Annotated in this window: 14 protein-coding genes; 7 read left to right on the top strand and 7 right to left on the bottom strand. The window is 60.7% G+C overall.

Translation table 11 applies throughout. The features are described 5' to 3' along the window. The first annotated feature begins 5 nt into the window (after window positions 1-5). The 4 genes from secA (at window position 6) to AvAM_RS09360 (ending at window position 5,492) form a co-directional block, all read left to right on the top strand. Window positions 6-2,759, top strand: a complete 2,754-nt coding sequence (gene secA / locus AvAM_RS09375; RefSeq protein ID WP_137746803.1) for a preprotein translocase subunit SecA — start codon at window positions 6-8, stop codon at window positions 2,757-2,759. Window positions 2,760-2,911: 152 nt separating this feature from the next. After that, window positions 2,912-4,141, top strand: coding sequence for a bifunctional glutamate N-acetyltransferase/amino-acid acetyltransferase ArgJ (gene argJ, locus AvAM_RS09370; RefSeq protein WP_137746802.1), 1,230 nt, complete (start codon window positions 2,912-2,914; stop codon window positions 4,139-4,141). Between the two features lie 63 nt (window positions 4,142-4,204). Next, window positions 4,205-5,077 carry an ATP-binding protein gene (locus AvAM_RS09365; RefSeq protein ID WP_137746801.1) on the top strand — a complete coding sequence of 291 codons (873 nt, stop codon included), beginning with the start codon at window positions 4,205-4,207 and terminating at the stop codon, window positions 5,075-5,077. Next, window positions 5,055-5,492: an NUDIX domain-containing protein gene (locus AvAM_RS09360; RefSeq protein ID WP_137746800.1), complete on the top strand. Its 438-nt coding sequence runs from the start codon at window positions 5,055-5,057 to the stop codon at window positions 5,490-5,492. The genes AvAM_RS09365 and AvAM_RS09360 overlap by 23 nt, the downstream gene beginning before the upstream one ends. A 158-nt stretch (window positions 5,493-5,650) precedes the next feature. Here AvAM_RS09360 and AvAM_RS09355 read toward each other — a convergent pair whose 3' ends face one another. The 6 genes from AvAM_RS09355 to pilB all read right to left on the bottom strand — a co-directional run bounded on the left by AvAM_RS09355 (window position 5,651) and on the right by pilB (window position 11,215). Continuing rightward, window positions 5,651-5,872 carry a DNA gyrase inhibitor YacG gene (locus tag AvAM_RS09355; protein ID WP_137746799.1) on the bottom strand — a complete coding sequence of 74 codons (222 nt, stop codon included), beginning with the start codon at window positions 5,870-5,872 and terminating at the stop codon, window positions 5,651-5,653. A 72-nt stretch (window positions 5,873-5,944) separates the two neighbouring features. Further along, the gene (zapD, locus tag AvAM_RS09350) at window positions 5,945-6,700 is read right to left on the bottom strand and encodes a cell division protein ZapD (protein WP_137746798.1); all 756 of its coding nucleotides are present in this window, start codon (window positions 6,698-6,700) and stop codon (window positions 5,945-5,947) included. A gap of 28 nt (window positions 6,701-6,728) precedes the next feature. After that, a complete protein-coding gene (coaE, locus tag AvAM_RS09345) occupies window positions 6,729-7,349 on the bottom strand; it encodes a dephospho-CoA kinase (RefSeq protein WP_137746797.1) in 621 nt (206 codons plus the stop codon). Window positions 7,350-7,362: 13 nt separating this feature from the next. Then, the gene (locus AvAM_RS09340) at window positions 7,363-8,235 is read right to left on the bottom strand and encodes an A24 family peptidase (protein ID WP_137746796.1); all 873 of its coding nucleotides are present in this window, start codon (window positions 8,233-8,235) and stop codon (window positions 7,363-7,365) included. Then, window positions 8,235-9,455, bottom strand: a complete 1,221-nt coding sequence (locus AvAM_RS09335; protein ID WP_137746795.1) for a type II secretion system F family protein — start codon at window positions 9,453-9,455, stop codon at window positions 8,235-8,237. The genes AvAM_RS09340 and AvAM_RS09335 overlap by 1 nt, the downstream gene beginning before the upstream one ends. A 20-nt stretch (window positions 9,456-9,475) precedes the next feature. Further along, on the bottom strand, window positions 9,476-11,215 hold the full coding sequence (pilB, locus tag AvAM_RS09330; protein WP_137746794.1) for a type IV-A pilus assembly ATPase PilB: 1,740 nt from the start codon (window positions 11,213-11,215) through the stop codon (window positions 9,476-9,478). A 263-nt stretch (window positions 11,216-11,478) separates the two neighbouring features. Here pilB and AvAM_RS09325 point away from each other — a divergent pair, with 263 nt between their 5' ends. Beyond that, window positions 11,479-12,591 (top strand): site-specific integrase, encoded by a 1,113-nt coding sequence (locus AvAM_RS09325; RefSeq protein WP_137746793.1) that lies wholly within the window; start codon window positions 11,479-11,481, stop codon window positions 12,589-12,591. Between the two features lie 176 nt (window positions 12,592-12,767). Here AvAM_RS09325 and AvAM_RS09320 read toward each other — a convergent pair whose 3' ends face one another. Continuing rightward, the gene (locus tag AvAM_RS09320; RefSeq protein WP_137746792.1) at window positions 12,768-13,067 is read right to left on the bottom strand and encodes a helix-turn-helix domain-containing protein; all 300 of its coding nucleotides are present in this window, start codon (window positions 13,065-13,067) and stop codon (window positions 12,768-12,770) included. Window positions 13,068-13,241: 174 nt separating this feature from the next. Here AvAM_RS09320 and AvAM_RS09315 point away from each other — a divergent pair, with 174 nt between their 5' ends. Further along, window positions 13,242-14,333 (top strand): hypothetical protein, encoded by a 1,092-nt coding sequence (locus AvAM_RS09315; RefSeq protein ID WP_137746791.1) that lies wholly within the window; start codon window positions 13,242-13,244, stop codon window positions 14,331-14,333. Between the two features lie 2 nt (window positions 14,334-14,335). After that, window positions 14,336-14,803, top strand: coding sequence for a hypothetical protein (locus AvAM_RS09310; RefSeq protein WP_137746790.1), 468 nt, complete (start codon window positions 14,336-14,338; stop codon window positions 14,801-14,803). The last annotated feature ends 8 nt before the right edge of the window (window positions 14,804-14,811 follow it).

The raw sequence follows: 14,811 nt of genomic DNA, 5'->3' as shown, positions 1-14,811 counted from the left end.
TTCGCATGGCCACCAACTTCCTCACCAAAATATTCGGCAGCCGCAATGACCGGCTCCTCAAGCAGTACCGCAAGACGGTGTCCCGCATCAATGCGATGGAGCCCGAGTACGAGAAGCTGTCGGACGAGCAGCTCAAGGCCAAGACGCAGGAGTTCAAGGAGCGCGTAGCCAAGGGCACCTCGCTGGACGATATCCTCCCCGAAGCCTTTGCGGTGGTCCGCGAAGGCTCCAAGCGCATCATGAAGATGCGCCATTTCGATGTGCAGATGCTGGGCGGCATGGCGCTGCACTACGGCAAGATCTCCGAAATGCGCACGGGTGAGGGCAAGACCCTCACGGCCACGCTGCCGGTGTACCTCAATGCCCTGTCGGGCAAGGGCGTGCACGTGGTGACGGTGAACGACTACCTCGCCAACCGCGATGCGCAGTGGATGGGGCGGCTGTACAACTTCCTGGGCCTCACGGTGGGCATCAACCTGCCCAACATGCCACGCGAGCAAAAGCAGGAAGCCTACCGCGCCGACATCACCTACGGCACGAACAACGAATACGGCTTCGACTACCTGCGCGACAACATGGTCTATGAGGCCGCCGACCGCGTGCAGCAGGGCCTGAATTTCGCCATCGTGGACGAGGTGGACTCGATCCTGATCGACGAGGCACGCACGCCCCTGATCATCAGCGGCCAGGCCGAGGACCACACGGCCACCTATGTCGCCATGAACAAGGTGGTGCCCCTGCTGGTGCGCCAGGAGGGCGAAGCCGACCCCCGTACGGGCGAAGGCGTGACCAAGCCAGGCGACTTCACGCTGGACGAAAAGAGCCACCAGGTGTTCCTGACCGAACAAGGCCATGAGACCGCAGAGCGCGTGCTCGCAAGCCATGGCCTGATTGCCGAAGGCGCCTCTGTGTACGACCCGGCCAACATCACGCTGATGCACCACCTGTATGCTGCGCTGCGTGCCAACCACCTGTACCACCGCGACCAGCACTACGTGGTGCAAAACGGCGAGATCGTGATCGTGGACGAGTTCACCGGCCGCCTGATGTCGGGCCGCCGCTGGAGCGAAGGCCTGCACCAGGCCGTGGAGGCCAAGGAAGGCCTGAAGATTCAGGCAGAGAACCAGACGCTGGCCTCCATCACCTTCCAGAACTATTTCCGCCTGTACAGCAAGCTCGCCGGCATGACCGGCACGGCCGATACCGAGGCGTACGAATTCCAGGAAATCTACGGTCTCGAAACCGTGGTCATTCCGCCCAACCGCCCGAGCAAGCGCGACGACCAGCTGGACCGTGTTTACAAGACCACACGCGAAAAGTACGAAGCCGCGATCAAGGATATCCGTGAGTGCCATGAGCGCGGCCAGCCCGTGCTGGTGGGCACGACGTCGATCGAGAACTCCGAGATCATTGATCAGCTGCTGAACAAGGAAAACCTGCCACACCAGGTGCTCAATGCCAAGCAGCACGCCCGCGAGGCCGACATCGTGGCCCAAGCCGGCCGTGCCGGCATGATCACGATTGCCACCAACATGGCAGGCCGTGGTACCGACATCGTGCTGGGCGGCAACATCGAGAAGGATGTGGCGGCCGTCGAGGCCGACGAATCCCTGTCCGAATCCGAGCGCGCCGCCAAGGTGGCTGCGCTGCGCGAGCAGTGGAAGGTGGACCACGAGAAGGTCAAGGCCCTCGGCGGCCTGCGCATCATTGCGACCGAACGTCATGAGTCCCGCCGCATCGACAACCAGCTGCGTGGCCGTTCGGGCCGCCAGGGTGACCCAGGCTCCTCGCGCTTTTACCTGAGCCTGGATGACTCGCTGATGCGCATCTTCGCGGGCGACCGCGTCAAGTCCATCATGGACCGCCTGAAGATGCCCGATGGCGAGGCCATTGAAGCCGGCATCGTGACCCGCAGCATCGAGTCGGCCCAGCGCAAGGTGGAAGCCCGCAACTTCGACATCCGCAAGCAATTGCTGGAGTACGACGATGTGGCCAATGACCAGCGCAAGGTCATCTACCAGCAGCGCAATGACATCCTCGACGCGTCCGATCTGTCGGACGTGATTGCCGCAATGCGCGAAGACTGCATGACCGACCTGGTGCGCCAGTATGTGCCGGTCGAGTCGGTGGAAGAGCAATGGGACCTGCCCGCGCTTGAAAAGGTGTTGGCCGAAGATTGGCAGGTGGCGATTGCACTGCAACAGGACGTGCAGGGCGCGAACAGCGTGACCGACGACGAAATCCTGGAAAAAGTGCTGCAAGCCGCCAACGCTGCGTTCGACAACAAGGTGGAGCAGGTGGGCCGCGACAACTTCACGCAGTTTGAGCGTGTGGTGCTGCTGCAGAACTTTGACTCCAACTGGCGCGACCACCTCTCTGCGTTGGACTACCTGCGCCAGGGCATCCACCTGCGCGGCTACGCACAAAAGCAGCCCAAGCAGGAGTACAAGCGCGAAGCCTTCGAGCTGTTCCGCCAGCTGATCGACCAGGTCAAGAACGAGGTCACCAAGATCCTCATGACCGTGCAGATCCAGTCCCAGGCCCAGCTGGACCAGGCCGCGCAGGACATGGAAAGCCGCGCCGAGAGCATCGCCAACGTGACCTACACCGCACCCACGGAAACGGGCGAGGTGGAGACCACGGTCGATGCCCAAACAGTGGGCCAGGCCCTGCCGGAGGGCATCCGCGTGGGCCGCAACGACCCCTGCCCCTGCGGCAGCGGCAAGAAGTACAAGCAGTGTCACGGCAAGCTGGCCTGATTTCCTGATCTACGCAACACGGGCTTCGGCCCGTGTTTTCATTGGCGCGCCACGGTTTTCCGGATAATCGGCCGCAATCCTCATTGACGGATGCAGAGGCTGTGTAGCCGCCATGCACCCGACCCCTCCCTCCGATAGAAAGGCCCCGTCCCATGCCTGTGAATCTTGTTGCCTCTGTTGCCGCCGACCTGCACCCGATTGCCGGTGTCCGGATTGGTGTTGCCGAAGCCGGTGTCCGCAAGGCCAACCGCAAGGACCTCACCGTGTTCCTGCTGGACGAAGGCGCCAGCGTGGCGGGCGTGTTCACCCAGAACCGCTTCTGCGCCGCCCCAGTGCAGATCAGCCGCGAACACCTGAGCAGCGGCCAGCCGATCCGTGCCATGGTCATCAACACCGGCAATGCCAATGCGGGCACGGGTGCCGATGGCCTGGCGCGTGCACGCTCCACCTGCATTGCGCTCGCCCGCCAGCTGAGCGTAGCGCCCGAACAGATCCTGCCGTTTTCCACCGGCGTGATCATGGAGCCCTTGCCCAATGACCGCATCGAAGCAGGCCTGCCCGCAGCGATTGCGGATGCGCAACCGGGCCACTGGGCGCGCGCGGCCGAAGGCATCATGACCACGGACACGCTGCCCAAAGCGTTCTCTGCGCAGGCGCAGATTGGCGGCGCTACGGTATCCATCACCGGCATCAGCAAGGGCGCGGGCATGATCCGCCCCAACATGGCGACCATGCTGGGCTTCCTGGCCACCGATGCCTGTGTGTCACCCGCTGTGGTGCAGCAACTGGCGCGCGAGTTGGCCGATGGTTCCTTCAACCGCGTGACCATCGACGGCGACACCTCGACCAACGACTCTTTCGTTGTGGTGGCCACCAACAAGGCCGCGCACGCGCCCATCACTACGCTCGACAGTGCCGAGGGCCAGGCCCTCAAGGCGGCCATGCTGGCGGTGTCGCAGAAGCTGGCCCAGGCCATCGTGCGCGATGGCGAAGGCGCTACCAAGTTCATCACCGTGCGGGTGGAAGGCGGCAAGACAGGCGACGAATGCCGCAAGGTGGCGTATGCGATTGCCCATTCGCCCCTGGTCAAGACCGCCTTCTTTGCCAGCGACCCGAACCTGGGCCGCATCCTGGCAGCCGTGGGCTATGCGGGCATCGACGACCTGGACCAGACCGCCATCGACCTGTACCTGGACGACGTGCATGTGGCCGTGCAGGGCGGCCGCAACCCCGCCTACCGCGAGGAAGACGGCCAGCGCGTGATGAAGCAGGCCGAGATCACCGTGCGCGTGCTGCTGGGCCGTGGCGATGCTGCGGACACGGTGTGGACCTGCGATTTCAGCCACGAATATGTGACGATCAACGCGGACTACCGTTCCTGATTCATCGAAATACTCCTGATTTGATAGCTGCTGGCGCATGATGGAAGCGCGGTAGATGCCAAAATGAACCAGAAATTTGAACATCTGATCGAGCGCGCCGAGCAGCTCATCGCCCGCATCGAATTCGTGCTGCCCCAGCCGCTCTCGGCGCCCGACTGGTCGGCCGCCATCGCCTGGCGCTACCGCAAGCGCAGCAGTGGCCATGGCACCCTGGAGCCGGTGCGCCATGTGGCCGCGATGGCGCTGGCGGACCTCAAGGAAATCGATCCCCAGAAGGAAAAGATCGAGCGCAACACGCAGCAGTTTGTGCAAGGCAAGCCCGCCAACAACGTGCTGCTGACTGGCGCACGCGGTACGGGCAAGTCCTCGCTCATCAAGGCCTGCCTGAACGCCTATGCGGCGCAGGGCCTGCGCCTCATCGAAGTGGATAAGGCCGACCTGACCGATCTGCCCGACATCGTGGACGTGGTGTCGGGCCGACCTGAGAAATTCATTGTTTTCTGTGATGACCTGAGTTTTGAAGACGGCGAGCCCGGCTACAAGGCGCTCAAGTCCATCCTCGACGGCTCGGTGGCTGCGGCCACGCCCAATGTACTGATCTACGCCACCAGCAACCGGCGCCACCTGTTGCCGGAGTACATGAAGGAAAACCTCACCTACACCCACGCCGAGGATGGTGAGGTGCATCCCGGTGAAGTGGTGGAAGAGAAAATTTCCCTGTCAGAGCGTTTTGGCCTGTGGGTGAGCTTCTACCCTTTCAGCCAGGAGGAGTACCTGACCATCACGGCGCAATGGCTGTCGTCGCTGGGCGTGCCTGCCTCTGCCATCGCTGCGGCCCGGCCCGAGGCGCTGGTCTGGGCGCTGGAACGGGGCTCGCGCAGCGGCCGCGTGGCCTACCAGTTTGCGCGCGACTATGCGGGGCGCCACAGTGGCTGAAGCACGCAAACACACTGAGGTGGCCGTGGGCATCCTGCTGCGCGAGGATGGCGCGATGCTGCTGTCCACGCGCCCACCGGGCAAGCCCTATGCGGGCTATTGGGAGTTTCCGGGCGGCAAGCTGGAGGCGGGCGAAACGGTGGAAGAGGCGCTGCGCCGCGAACTGATCGAAGAGCTGGGCGTGACCATTGGGGCGGCCAGCGTCTGGAAAGTCACGGAGCACGACTATCCCCATGCCCTGGTGCGCCTGCACTGGTGCAAGGTCTGGGCGTGGACGGGGGAGTTCGAGATGCGCGAAGGCCAGTCCATGGCCTGGCAGCAGATGCCGCTGACGGTAAGCCCCGTATTGCCAGGCGCCTACCCGGTGCTGCAATGGCTGGCCGAGGAGCGGGGCCTGGTGTTCACCCCCGAGTGAGTGCTCGGCGGGTAGTCGCGCCACCTGCCCACCTGCCCGCTGTGCCAGGGGGTGGTCGAAAGGCCGATCTGTTTGCTATATTTTCAATAGCTTAAAAGTCTTTGCAGTCAGGCGCAGAAGGCCGATTTTCTGTAATTCTTGATGGCCCGGTGCCCACATCAATGCTGCAGGCGCGGATCGCCATACTGGGCGTCCGCTGGCGGGGCCTCGGCGGGCATGCGGAAGTCCTCGCTGGCCCAGGCGCCCAGATCGACCTGCTTGCAGCGTTCGCTGCAAAAAGGCCGGTAGGCGTTGGCGGGGCTATAGATGCTGTCGCCGCCGCAACTGGGGCAGGCCACAGTGCGTGCGGTTGGATGGTCAGTGGGCGTGGGGCGGGTCATGGCGGGTTGTGCCTCCGGGTCGCCAGGGTCAGTCAGCTTGGCCTGGCGCGTTGCAGGCCATTGAACGAAGACTCAGGCGCAGAGTGTGAGTTCAAAGGCCGCATCTTCGTTGCAGGCGTGCAGGCGACCATCTCCTTCAAGCCGCATGAGGCGCACGGAAACAATCAGCCGGTTGCCGCTGATCTCGGGAATGAGGTTCAGGGCGGGGTCGATGCGCAGGCGCAGCAGCTGGAACGTGCGGCCTTGTGGCAGATTCTGCTGGAACTGGCCGCGTTCTGCCGCCACCTTCTGGGGGACCCCTGAGTCTCGCAGCAGCTTGAGCAGCACATAGATCGATTCAGCCAGTGGAGCGAGGGTGGACGCCCATTGCTCCAGCGCCTGCTGGCGCACGTCGGGGGTGTGGTGTTGCCACGCGTAGTAGGCAGGCAGATCAAACCCACAGGTACCACCGGGAATGCCGATGCGGCTGCGGATGCTCATCAGCCAGTCGTTTTCGGTCAGCGCGTGGCCCGATTTCCCACTTTGTCCGTTCAGTGCTGTGAAGCACCGGTCGAGCTGCGCGATCACAGCGTCCAGTGCCGCCTCCGAGATGGAAGGATTGCCACGGTAACCATCGAGCTGGTGCTTGTGTTTTTCGATGTCCTTGAGCACGTCCGACTTCAGGTCGGCCCGTGCAGCCACATCCATGATCTCGAAGATCGTGACCAGGGCGAAGTGGTGGTCCAGCGCGTGGGTGCGGGGAATCAGCTCCCCCAACCGGCGGAACAACTGCTCAAGCCGCAGATAGGTTCTGAGACGCTCGTTAAAGGGGTATTCGTAAAGGATCACGCTGGCGGATTCTTGAGGCTCTGGTGCATCATAGCCCGAACAGGGCGGCTGCTTGCCGCACCTGGGCCTGCAATGCGGGCAGCGTACAGCCAGGCCCGTTGGTTATCACGATATCGGCCACTGCCCGACGCGCATGGCGCGTGGCTTGCGACGCGATGATGCCTTGCACTACCTCGCGTGCGAGGCCATTGCGTTGCACAACCCGCTCGATCTGCGTCTCAACGGGACAGTCCACGACCACCACAGCATCCAGCTGGCGCGCCCACCGGCCGGATTCCGCCAGCAGTGGAATGTCGTGCACGATCATGCGGGTGCCTGCGGCAAGGGCCTGTTGCGTCTGCAAAAGGCTGTGGCGGGTCACGAGCGGATGCACGATCGCCTCCAGCCGCGTGCGGGCCTCGGGTTCGCTGAAGGCCAGTTGGCGCATCCTGGTGCGGTCCAAGGCGCCAGAGTCATCCACGAACGTGTCGCCAAATGTGCTGCGGATGGCATCCATGGCATCGCCCTGGGGGCCTGTCACATTGCGTGCGATCTGGTCTGCATCGATCAAGGTGGCTCCGAGCGATACAAACATGCCGCCCACTGTGCTCTTGCCGCTGCCAATCCCGCCGGTCAGGCCCAGGCGCACCGGGCGCCTCTGGTTTGCCATGGTCGAGCTAACGCTATAGCCCCAGCGCGCTCAGCACTGTGTTCAGGATAGCGTTGGGGCCAAACACCATCGCCGTCAGCCCAGCGCCCACCAGGAACGGACCGAACGGAATGTAGCCACCTTCGCGCAGGCTGCTGAAGATCTTCATGGCGATGCCGATGATGGCGCCAATGATCGACGACATCAGAATGATGGGCACCAGTGCTTGCCAGCCGAACCAGGCGCCCAGCGCGGCGAACAGTTTGAAGTCTCCGTACCCCATGCCCTCCTTGCCCGTCGCCAGCTTGAAGCCCCAGTACACCAGCCACAACGACAAATAACCGGCAGCAGCACCCACCACGGAGGCATGCAGCGGAACGGCAGTCCACTGAAAGGCGGCAGAGAGCAGGCCCGCCCAGAGCAAGGGCAAGGTGATGTCGTCTGGCAACAGCGTGGTGTCCCAGTCGATAAAGGCCAATGCCACCAGTGCTGCCGAAAAGCCGCACCACGCAAAACCGGCCGGGGTTACACCCCAGCGGTAGATGCAGAAGAAGAACAGTGCCCCCGTCAGCAGCTCGACCAGTGGGTAGCGAACGCTGATCCGTGTCTTGCAGGCCGAGCATCGGCCCCGCAGAAACAGATAACTCAGGACGGGAACATTCTCATACCACTGCACCGCATGCCCGCAACCTGGGCAACGCGACCGAGGGGTCATGAGGTTGAAGGGCTCCTGCGTACCCGTAGGAGATTCTGTGCCTTGTTTTTCTGCCTCCAACTGAGCCAGCTCTGCCGCCCATTGCCGCTCCATCATCTTGGGCAGCCGATAAATCACGACGTTCAGGAAGCTGCCAATCAGCAAACCAATGACGCCGCCCAGTGCAGCGCCCGACCAGACCTCGAACTCCATTACACAACCTGACCCAGTTTGAAGATGGGGAGATACATGGAAACAACGATGCCGCCAATCAAGGTACCCAGGAACACAATGATGATGGGCTCCATCAGGCTGGAAAGGCCTGCCACCATATCGTCCACTTCAGCTTCGTAGAAATCGGCGGCTTTGCCGAGCATGTGGTCAATGGAGCCGGATTCTTCCCCGATGGCGCACATCTGCAGCACCATGGAAGGGAAAACGTTGGCATTGCCCATCGCGGCGGTTAGGCTGGTGCCGGTGGACACTTCTTGCTGGATCTTGTCGGTAGCCATGGCGTAGACGGAGTTGCCTGCTGCCCCCCCCACAGAGTCGAGTGCTTCTACAAGGGGGACACCCGCTGCAAACATCGTGGACAAAGTCCGGGTCCAGCGCGCGACGCATGATTTATCGATGAGCGCTCCAAAGACGGGCATGCGCAGCAGCAACCGATCCATGAACATTTGCATCTTTTCGTTGCGGCGCCACGCCTGCATGAAGAAGAAAAACCCGCCGCCTATGGCGCCAAAGATCAGCCACCACCATTTAACAAAAATTTCGCTTACGGCCATCACAAAAAGTGTAGGCGCGGGCAAGTCTGCCCCAAAGGATGTGAAAACTTCCTTGAATGCCGGAATCACAAAAATCATGATCACTGTCACAACCACAAAAGCAACAATGATCACCGATATCGGATACATCAAGGCCGATTTGATTTTTGATTTAATAGCTTCCGTCTTCTCCATGTAAGTGGCAAGGCGATCCAGAAGTGCTTCCAAAATACCCGCAGCTTCCCCTGCCTCGACCAAATTACAGTAAAGGCTATCGAAATACATAGGATATTTTCGAAAGGCGCCATTCAATGATGTCCCTGTCTCGATGTCAGCACGAATATCATTAAGAAGCTTGGTGACACTGGCATTTGTATTGCCTCTTCCTACAATATCAAATGCTTGCAATAAAGGGACGCCAGCCTTCATCATGGTTGCAAGTTGCCGGGTGAAAAGGGCAATATCTTTCGGTTTGATTTTTTTGCCAGAACGCATCCGGCGCTTTTTGATCTTTGTCGGAAAAACCCCCTGACGCCGCAAGGTAGCCTGTACTTGATTTTCACCAACAGCACGAATTTCGCCGCGAACAATTTTTCCGTGGCGATCTTTGCCTTCCCATTCGAAGACAAAATCCTTGATATCTCTTTTTGATGCTACGGTCGCCATACTGCCCTCGTCAGTGGATGCTATTCATTGGTAACTGCCAAGACTTCTTCGAGTGAAGTCATTCCGAGCCTGGCTTTGTGGAGCCCAGACTCCCGCAGCGAACGCACGCCTTCGGCCCGCGCTTGTTCCGCAATTTCCAGGGCGCTTCCATCGCGAAGAATGATGCGCTGGATGTCCTCGGATACCGGCATGACCTGGTAAATGCCGACTCGGCCTTTGTATCCGTTGTTGCAGGCAGAGCAGCCGACGGGGCGGTAGGTGACCCAGGAGCCGTCGATGTCGTCCTCCTTGTAGCCGGCTTCCACCAGTGTTTCGTGGGGAATATCGGCAGGGGCCTTGCATGCAGGGCACAACCTGCGCGCCAGCCGCTGGGCGGTGATCAAGATCACGCTCGAGGCAATGTTGAAGGGCGCTATGCCCATGTTGCGCATCCGTGTCAGCGTCGTCGGTGCATCGTTTGTGTGCAGGGTGGACAACACCAAGTGACCGGTTTGGGCTGCCTTGATCGAAATGTCGGCAGTTTCCAGATCCCGGATTTCACCCACCATGATGATGTCAGGATCCTGGCGGAGAAAGGATTTGAGTGCGACAGCAAATGTTAGGCCAGCCTTCTCATTCACATTGACCTGATTGACGCCAGGCAAGTTGATTTCCGAGGGGTCTTCAGCTGTCGCAATATTGACGCCCGGTTTGTTGAGAAGATTCAGGCAGGTGTAAAGGGACACTGTCTTGCCGGACCCTGTAGGGCCAGTAACAAGAATCATGCCGTAAGGGCGACCAATGGCTTGAAGGAGTCGTTCCTTCTCCACGGGCTCGTAGCCCAGTGCGTCAATACCTAGTTTGGCGCTGCTCGGATCCAGAATACGGATCACGATTTTTTCACCAAACAAAGTAGGCAGCGTGCTGACGCGGAAATCGATGACCCTGTCGGGGCCCACTTTCAGCTTCATGCGGCCATCTTGCGGCACGCGCTTTTCCGAGATGTCTAATCGCGAAATCACTTTGATTCGCGAAGCCAACTTGTCCTTGATGGCGATCGGAGGGGAGGCTATTTCGCGCAGTTCGCCGTCAATCCGAAAGCGTACGCGGTACTGGTGCTCGTAAGGCTCAAAGTGCAAATCAGATGCCCGCATATTGAAAGCATCGAGCAGCATTTTGTGAAGAAACTTGACGATGGGGGCGTCTTCGACTTCAGTGACGCCCGTGTCGGCTTCGTCTGGCGCTTCCTCAATGGAAACATCATCAAATTCAAAATCGCCGCCGCCGCTGACCAGCGTATCCATGGATTCGCTCGTGGATTTGGTCGATGATTCAACCAAGCGACTCAGCTTGTCATATTCCGCAATAATCCAATCCACGCCCATCTGCGTGGTAAATTTGATTTTCTCGGCAGCTTCTTGGTCGGTGGGGTCGGCCGTGGCGACGATCAGCCGGTTGTTGCGCTTGCTGAGCACTACAACACGGTAGGCCTGGCATATTTTCCCGTCCAGCAGCTCTTTGGGAAGCCGAAGTGGATCAATAGCATCCAAGTCCAGCAGTGGCGCGCCAAACACGGCAGAAACGGTGTGGGCCAAATCAGCTGCAGATACCGCACCAGAGCCCGTCAGTTCGGCGATAAAACTGGTGCGACTGATTTGTGATTTTTTGTAAATGTCCTCGGCTGACTTTTGGGTCAGTTTGCCAGCAGACATCAAAGCCCGACCCAGTCCGGGCAGGGCTACTGCAGAGGCTTCTTTGGGGACAGTATCAACAGCGGCCATGTAACCGGTATATGTGTTAGGTGTGGAGAAGAAACCATCCTATCATCACCGATCGCACAGAGGGTGTACAGCGCTGGATATTGGTAACCGCGCCACAGGCGGCGCAAATGCGCGTGCGATTGATTTGTGGTCGGGGTGAGAGGATTCGAACCTCCGGCCTCTACGTCCCGAACGCTTGGCCCTTGTGCCGTTTTTACTGGTGGTTTAACGTGGTTCCTGATTATTTGGGCCATTCTTGGGCCATTGGGCCATCAGGGAGACGTATGGGACAGATCACGAAGCGCGGCGAGTACCAGTGGCGGGCTAAGGTTCGGCGCAAGGGCTTCCCGGAGCAGTCGCGCACCTTCACCTACCGGGAGGACGCGGAGAAGTGGATCCGGACCGTCGAGCGGGAGCTGGAGACCTCTGGTTTCGTGGATCGCCGCGAGGCGGACAAGAACACGCTAGGGGAAGTTCTCCGCCGCTACCAGCAAGAGGTGACCCCCACCAAGAGGTCCGCTTCCATCGAATCGGTCAAGATCGACGTGATCATGAAGGATGCGGTGCTGCCAAAGCTCAAGATGTCGGCACTTGCGGGCAGCGCCATCGCTAGCTGGCGAGATCGCCGACTCAAGGAAGTTAGCGGAGCCACTGTGAACCGCGAGATCGACGTGCTGTCCGCAGTGCTCAACCACGCACGTCGGGAGTGGGGCATCCATGTTGAGAACCCGATCCCGTTCATTAAACGACCGGAGAAGGCGCGAGCGCGTGATCGTCGCTTTTCGGCCGAGGAGGAGTCCTACTTGCTGGCCGCGCTGACGGGTGGCGAGCGTCTGGCCGATGGTACGTTCAGCAAAGGAGCACGCAATCCATGGTTGCTACCGCTCGTTCAACTCGCCATTGAGACGGCCATGCGGCGCGGTGAGCTGCTATCGCTGACATGGGAGAACGTGGACCTGGAGCGTCAGACGGCCCACCTACCTCTGACGAAGAACGGTGACGCACGAACGGTGCCTTTGTCTACTCGGGCCGTGGCCATCCTCAAGGCGCTGCCTGCACCAGAGGCCAAAGAGGATGTTGAGGACGGAACCGAGGTTCAACGTTCTGGGCCCGTCTTCCGGACAACAGCACTAGCACTGCGAAAGGGATTTGCGCGGGCTATTGAGCGTGCGCAAGAACAGTACCGTGCTGACTGCAAGCAGGCCAAGCTCCGGCCCGTTGCAGGCTTCTTGGAAGATGTTCACTTTCATGACACTCGCCACGAGGCTGCATCACGCCTGGCAGAGAGGCTCAACAACGTCTTGGAGCTCTCTGCTGTCACCGGCCACAAGGATTTGCGCATGCTCAAGCGCTACTACCACCCCAGAGCCGAGGACCTCGCGAAGAAACTCGGCTGATTGTGGATAACTCGGGGGCAGGCATCGGGATAGCGTTCCATGCTGTTCGGGATGGCATGCCGCGCCATCGGGATGACTTTCCGATCCGTCGGGATGGCGTTCCGTCACGCTTGCTGAAAGACCAACTGGCACAACGGTTTCCGGCTGGCCGCGCAGCCTCTACCGTCTTCTACCAGTCATCTACCGGACCGGCCTGTGGATAGGCTGGCAGCTGCGGCTGCCGCAGCCGCCTCTGCGCGATAGCGCCCTTCCACCCTTTGACAGAGCTCACCTAACGACAGATCCAGGGCCCCCGCCAGGCGGTGCAGGACGCTGATGGTGGGCTGCTTGCGTCCGCTCTCAATCATCGTGATGAACGGGCGATCGAGCTCACAACGCCCCGCTACATCTTCCTGGGATAGCGCCAACTCCAACCGGCGCACCTTGACCTCTACCCCCAGGGCATTGATCAGCAGTTGGTTTCGACTTGGACGCATAGGCCCAAAGTCTTCGGGTTTGGTTTACTATTGACACGTGTCTATAGATAACAATCGAACTGCTATCGAATTTTTTGGGGGAGGCAGATGAAGCACCTACACACCTTGTTGGCGCGGAGCACCGGACTCACCGTCCCGTTGAGCGCTGTTGGCGCCATGGCGAAGAGGGCCTTCATGATCGTCCCGGCAGTGATCGGCATGGGCGGCTGCGTCACGACACAGCCCCAGACTGATGGCTCAACGAAGGTGCGCATCTCACTCGGTGTGCCACCTGAAGCCAGTCAGGGCAGCGATCTCCCCGCTCAAGTCTTGACCCCAAAGGTCCGGTCGGCGCCGGTTGCCGAGCAGCCGAGGACAGCCCCGAGCGTTTCTTCCAATTTCGCCGGCATCCGTTCGACAGCACTGGCAGGCGTCTTCAGCAAGTACCCCTACGACGGAACGCCCAAGAGCTACTTCCCCCGCGTGGCTGTCACGGTCACGGACTGGTCTCGCAACGACTGCTGGATCGGTACGGCCACCATCTGGTGGAGTCAGAGAAAGTCCGAAGCTGTGCCCGCCTTCTCGGTGTGCTGGGGGCAGTCAGTGGGGTACGCGGTCAACAACGCCGCCAACTTGCACCTCTTCATGCAGCAGACGGCGGTCGAGCACAGCGGCAATGTCCGCACCGTTGGCCCCAAGCCGCCCATGCTGGCCATTCCCGACCGGCAGCCGATCAGTGAGGGGCAGCAGCTCGCCTTCCAGGGGTTTATCCAGCAACTGGTGCTCGACACCGGATGGCAGCCGGGCGCCCCGACCAATCTCTGGTTGGTAGGGTATGACGCCAACGTGGTCATCAAGCCAACCGTGCCTCCTGCCTCCAGCAACGGAGCGTTGCAGCCCGTGGACGCCAAGACCAAGGCGCAGCTCGAACAGGCGCTGAGCTGCACGGCCATCGGTCCACGATTTGAACTGGCTGAGTCGCTGCTCAAGCAGTCGGGATGGAATCCAGATCAAGGCGTAACGCCGGTCACGCTCGCCGAGCCCGTCAAGGTCTATGGGTTCAGCGTCCGCAAGGTAGCGGTGTCACGTGACGGGGGTGAGCAAACCTACCGCAGCTACTTGCCCGGCCTTACGGTCCAGCAGCTTGCGAAATCAGGCTCGTTGAAGCTGGGCAAGGACGGCAAGACCTATGGCCGTTTGACCAAGGTCGGCGTGCTTTCGGCGGGCATGGACGGCGGCGAGGCCACGCTGACCTGCACAGTCAACACCGAAGGTTCGGAGGGCTGACCATGGCGATGCAATGCCCGAGTTGTGGCGGCACGCACATTCAGCCGATGGCTGTCGTGCATGCAGGCGGCACGCAGCAGTTCCACGCAACGCACACGGCGGTCACTTCAGATGGGCAGTTCGTTCAAGGTAGCAGCCAGGGCTCGCAGTCCACGGCGCTGGCCCAGCACTGCGCTCCACCTGCGCCGCCATCACCTCTGCCGTTCATTGGAGCCTATGGGATTGGCGGCATCATCATCTACATGTCGATGACTGTGTGCCCGTTGTTGGCGCGTGAGTGCGTGTACGTCGGACTGGCGGGCCTGCGCTACAACTGGAAGCAAGCGGCAGTCGGCGTGGGACTCATCGCGCTGGGCTGGCTGCTGATGAAGGGCTGGCATGCCCAGGCGAAGGCATACAGTGCCGCGAAGCGCCAGTGGCAGAACACTTGGTTCTGCCATACCTGTGGGCAGGCACACCAGCGGGGATGACGGATCTA

Origin of the sequence: Acidovorax sp. NB1 (genome assembly GCF_005405905.1) — a bacterium.
In the GTDB taxonomy this organism is placed as follows: domain Bacteria; phylum Pseudomonadota; class Gammaproteobacteria; order Burkholderiales; family Burkholderiaceae_C; genus Acidovorax.
This window is presented reverse-complemented; position numbering and strand designations above follow the sequence as displayed.

Coding starts and splice junctions, on each gene's coding strand:
- AvAM_RS09365 (WP_137746801.1), top strand. CDS start 4,205: ATGAACCAGAAATTTGAACATCTGATCGAGCGCGCCGAGCAGCTCATC.
- argJ (WP_137746802.1), top strand. CDS start 2,912: ATGCCTGTGAATCTTGTTGCCTCTGTTGCCGCCGACCTGCACCCGATT.
- AvAM_RS09340 (WP_137746796.1), bottom strand. CDS start 8,235: ATGGAGTTCGAGGTCTGGTCGGGCGCTGCACTGGGCGGCGTCATTGGT.
- AvAM_RS09320 (WP_137746792.1), bottom strand. CDS start 13,067: ATGCGTCCAAGTCGAAACCAACTGCTGATCAATGCCCTGGGGGTAGAG.
- AvAM_RS09335 (WP_137746795.1), bottom strand. CDS start 9,455: ATGGCGACCGTAGCATCAAAAAGAGATATCAAGGATTTTGTCTTCGAA.
- AvAM_RS09325 (WP_137746793.1), top strand. CDS start 11,479: ATGGGACAGATCACGAAGCGCGGCGAGTACCAGTGGCGGGCTAAGGTT.
- AvAM_RS09360 (WP_137746800.1), top strand. CDS start 5,055: ATGCGGGGCGCCACAGTGGCTGAAGCACGCAAACACACTGAGGTGGCC.
- secA (WP_137746803.1), top strand. CDS start 6: ATGGCCACCAACTTCCTCACCAAAATATTCGGCAGCCGCAATGACCGG.
- pilB (WP_137746794.1), bottom strand. CDS start 11,215: ATGGCCGCTGTTGATACTGTCCCCAAAGAAGCCTCTGCAGTAGCCCTG.
- AvAM_RS09315 (WP_137746791.1), top strand. CDS start 13,242: ATGATCGTCCCGGCAGTGATCGGCATGGGCGGCTGCGTCACGACACAG.
- AvAM_RS09355 (WP_137746799.1), bottom strand. CDS start 5,872: ATGACCCGCCCCACGCCCACTGACCATCCAACCGCACGCACTGTGGCC.
- coaE (WP_137746797.1), bottom strand. CDS start 7,349: ATGGCAAACCAGAGGCGCCCGGTGCGCCTGGGCCTGACCGGCGGGATT.
- AvAM_RS09310 (WP_137746790.1), top strand. CDS start 14,336: ATGGCGATGCAATGCCCGAGTTGTGGCGGCACGCACATTCAGCCGATG.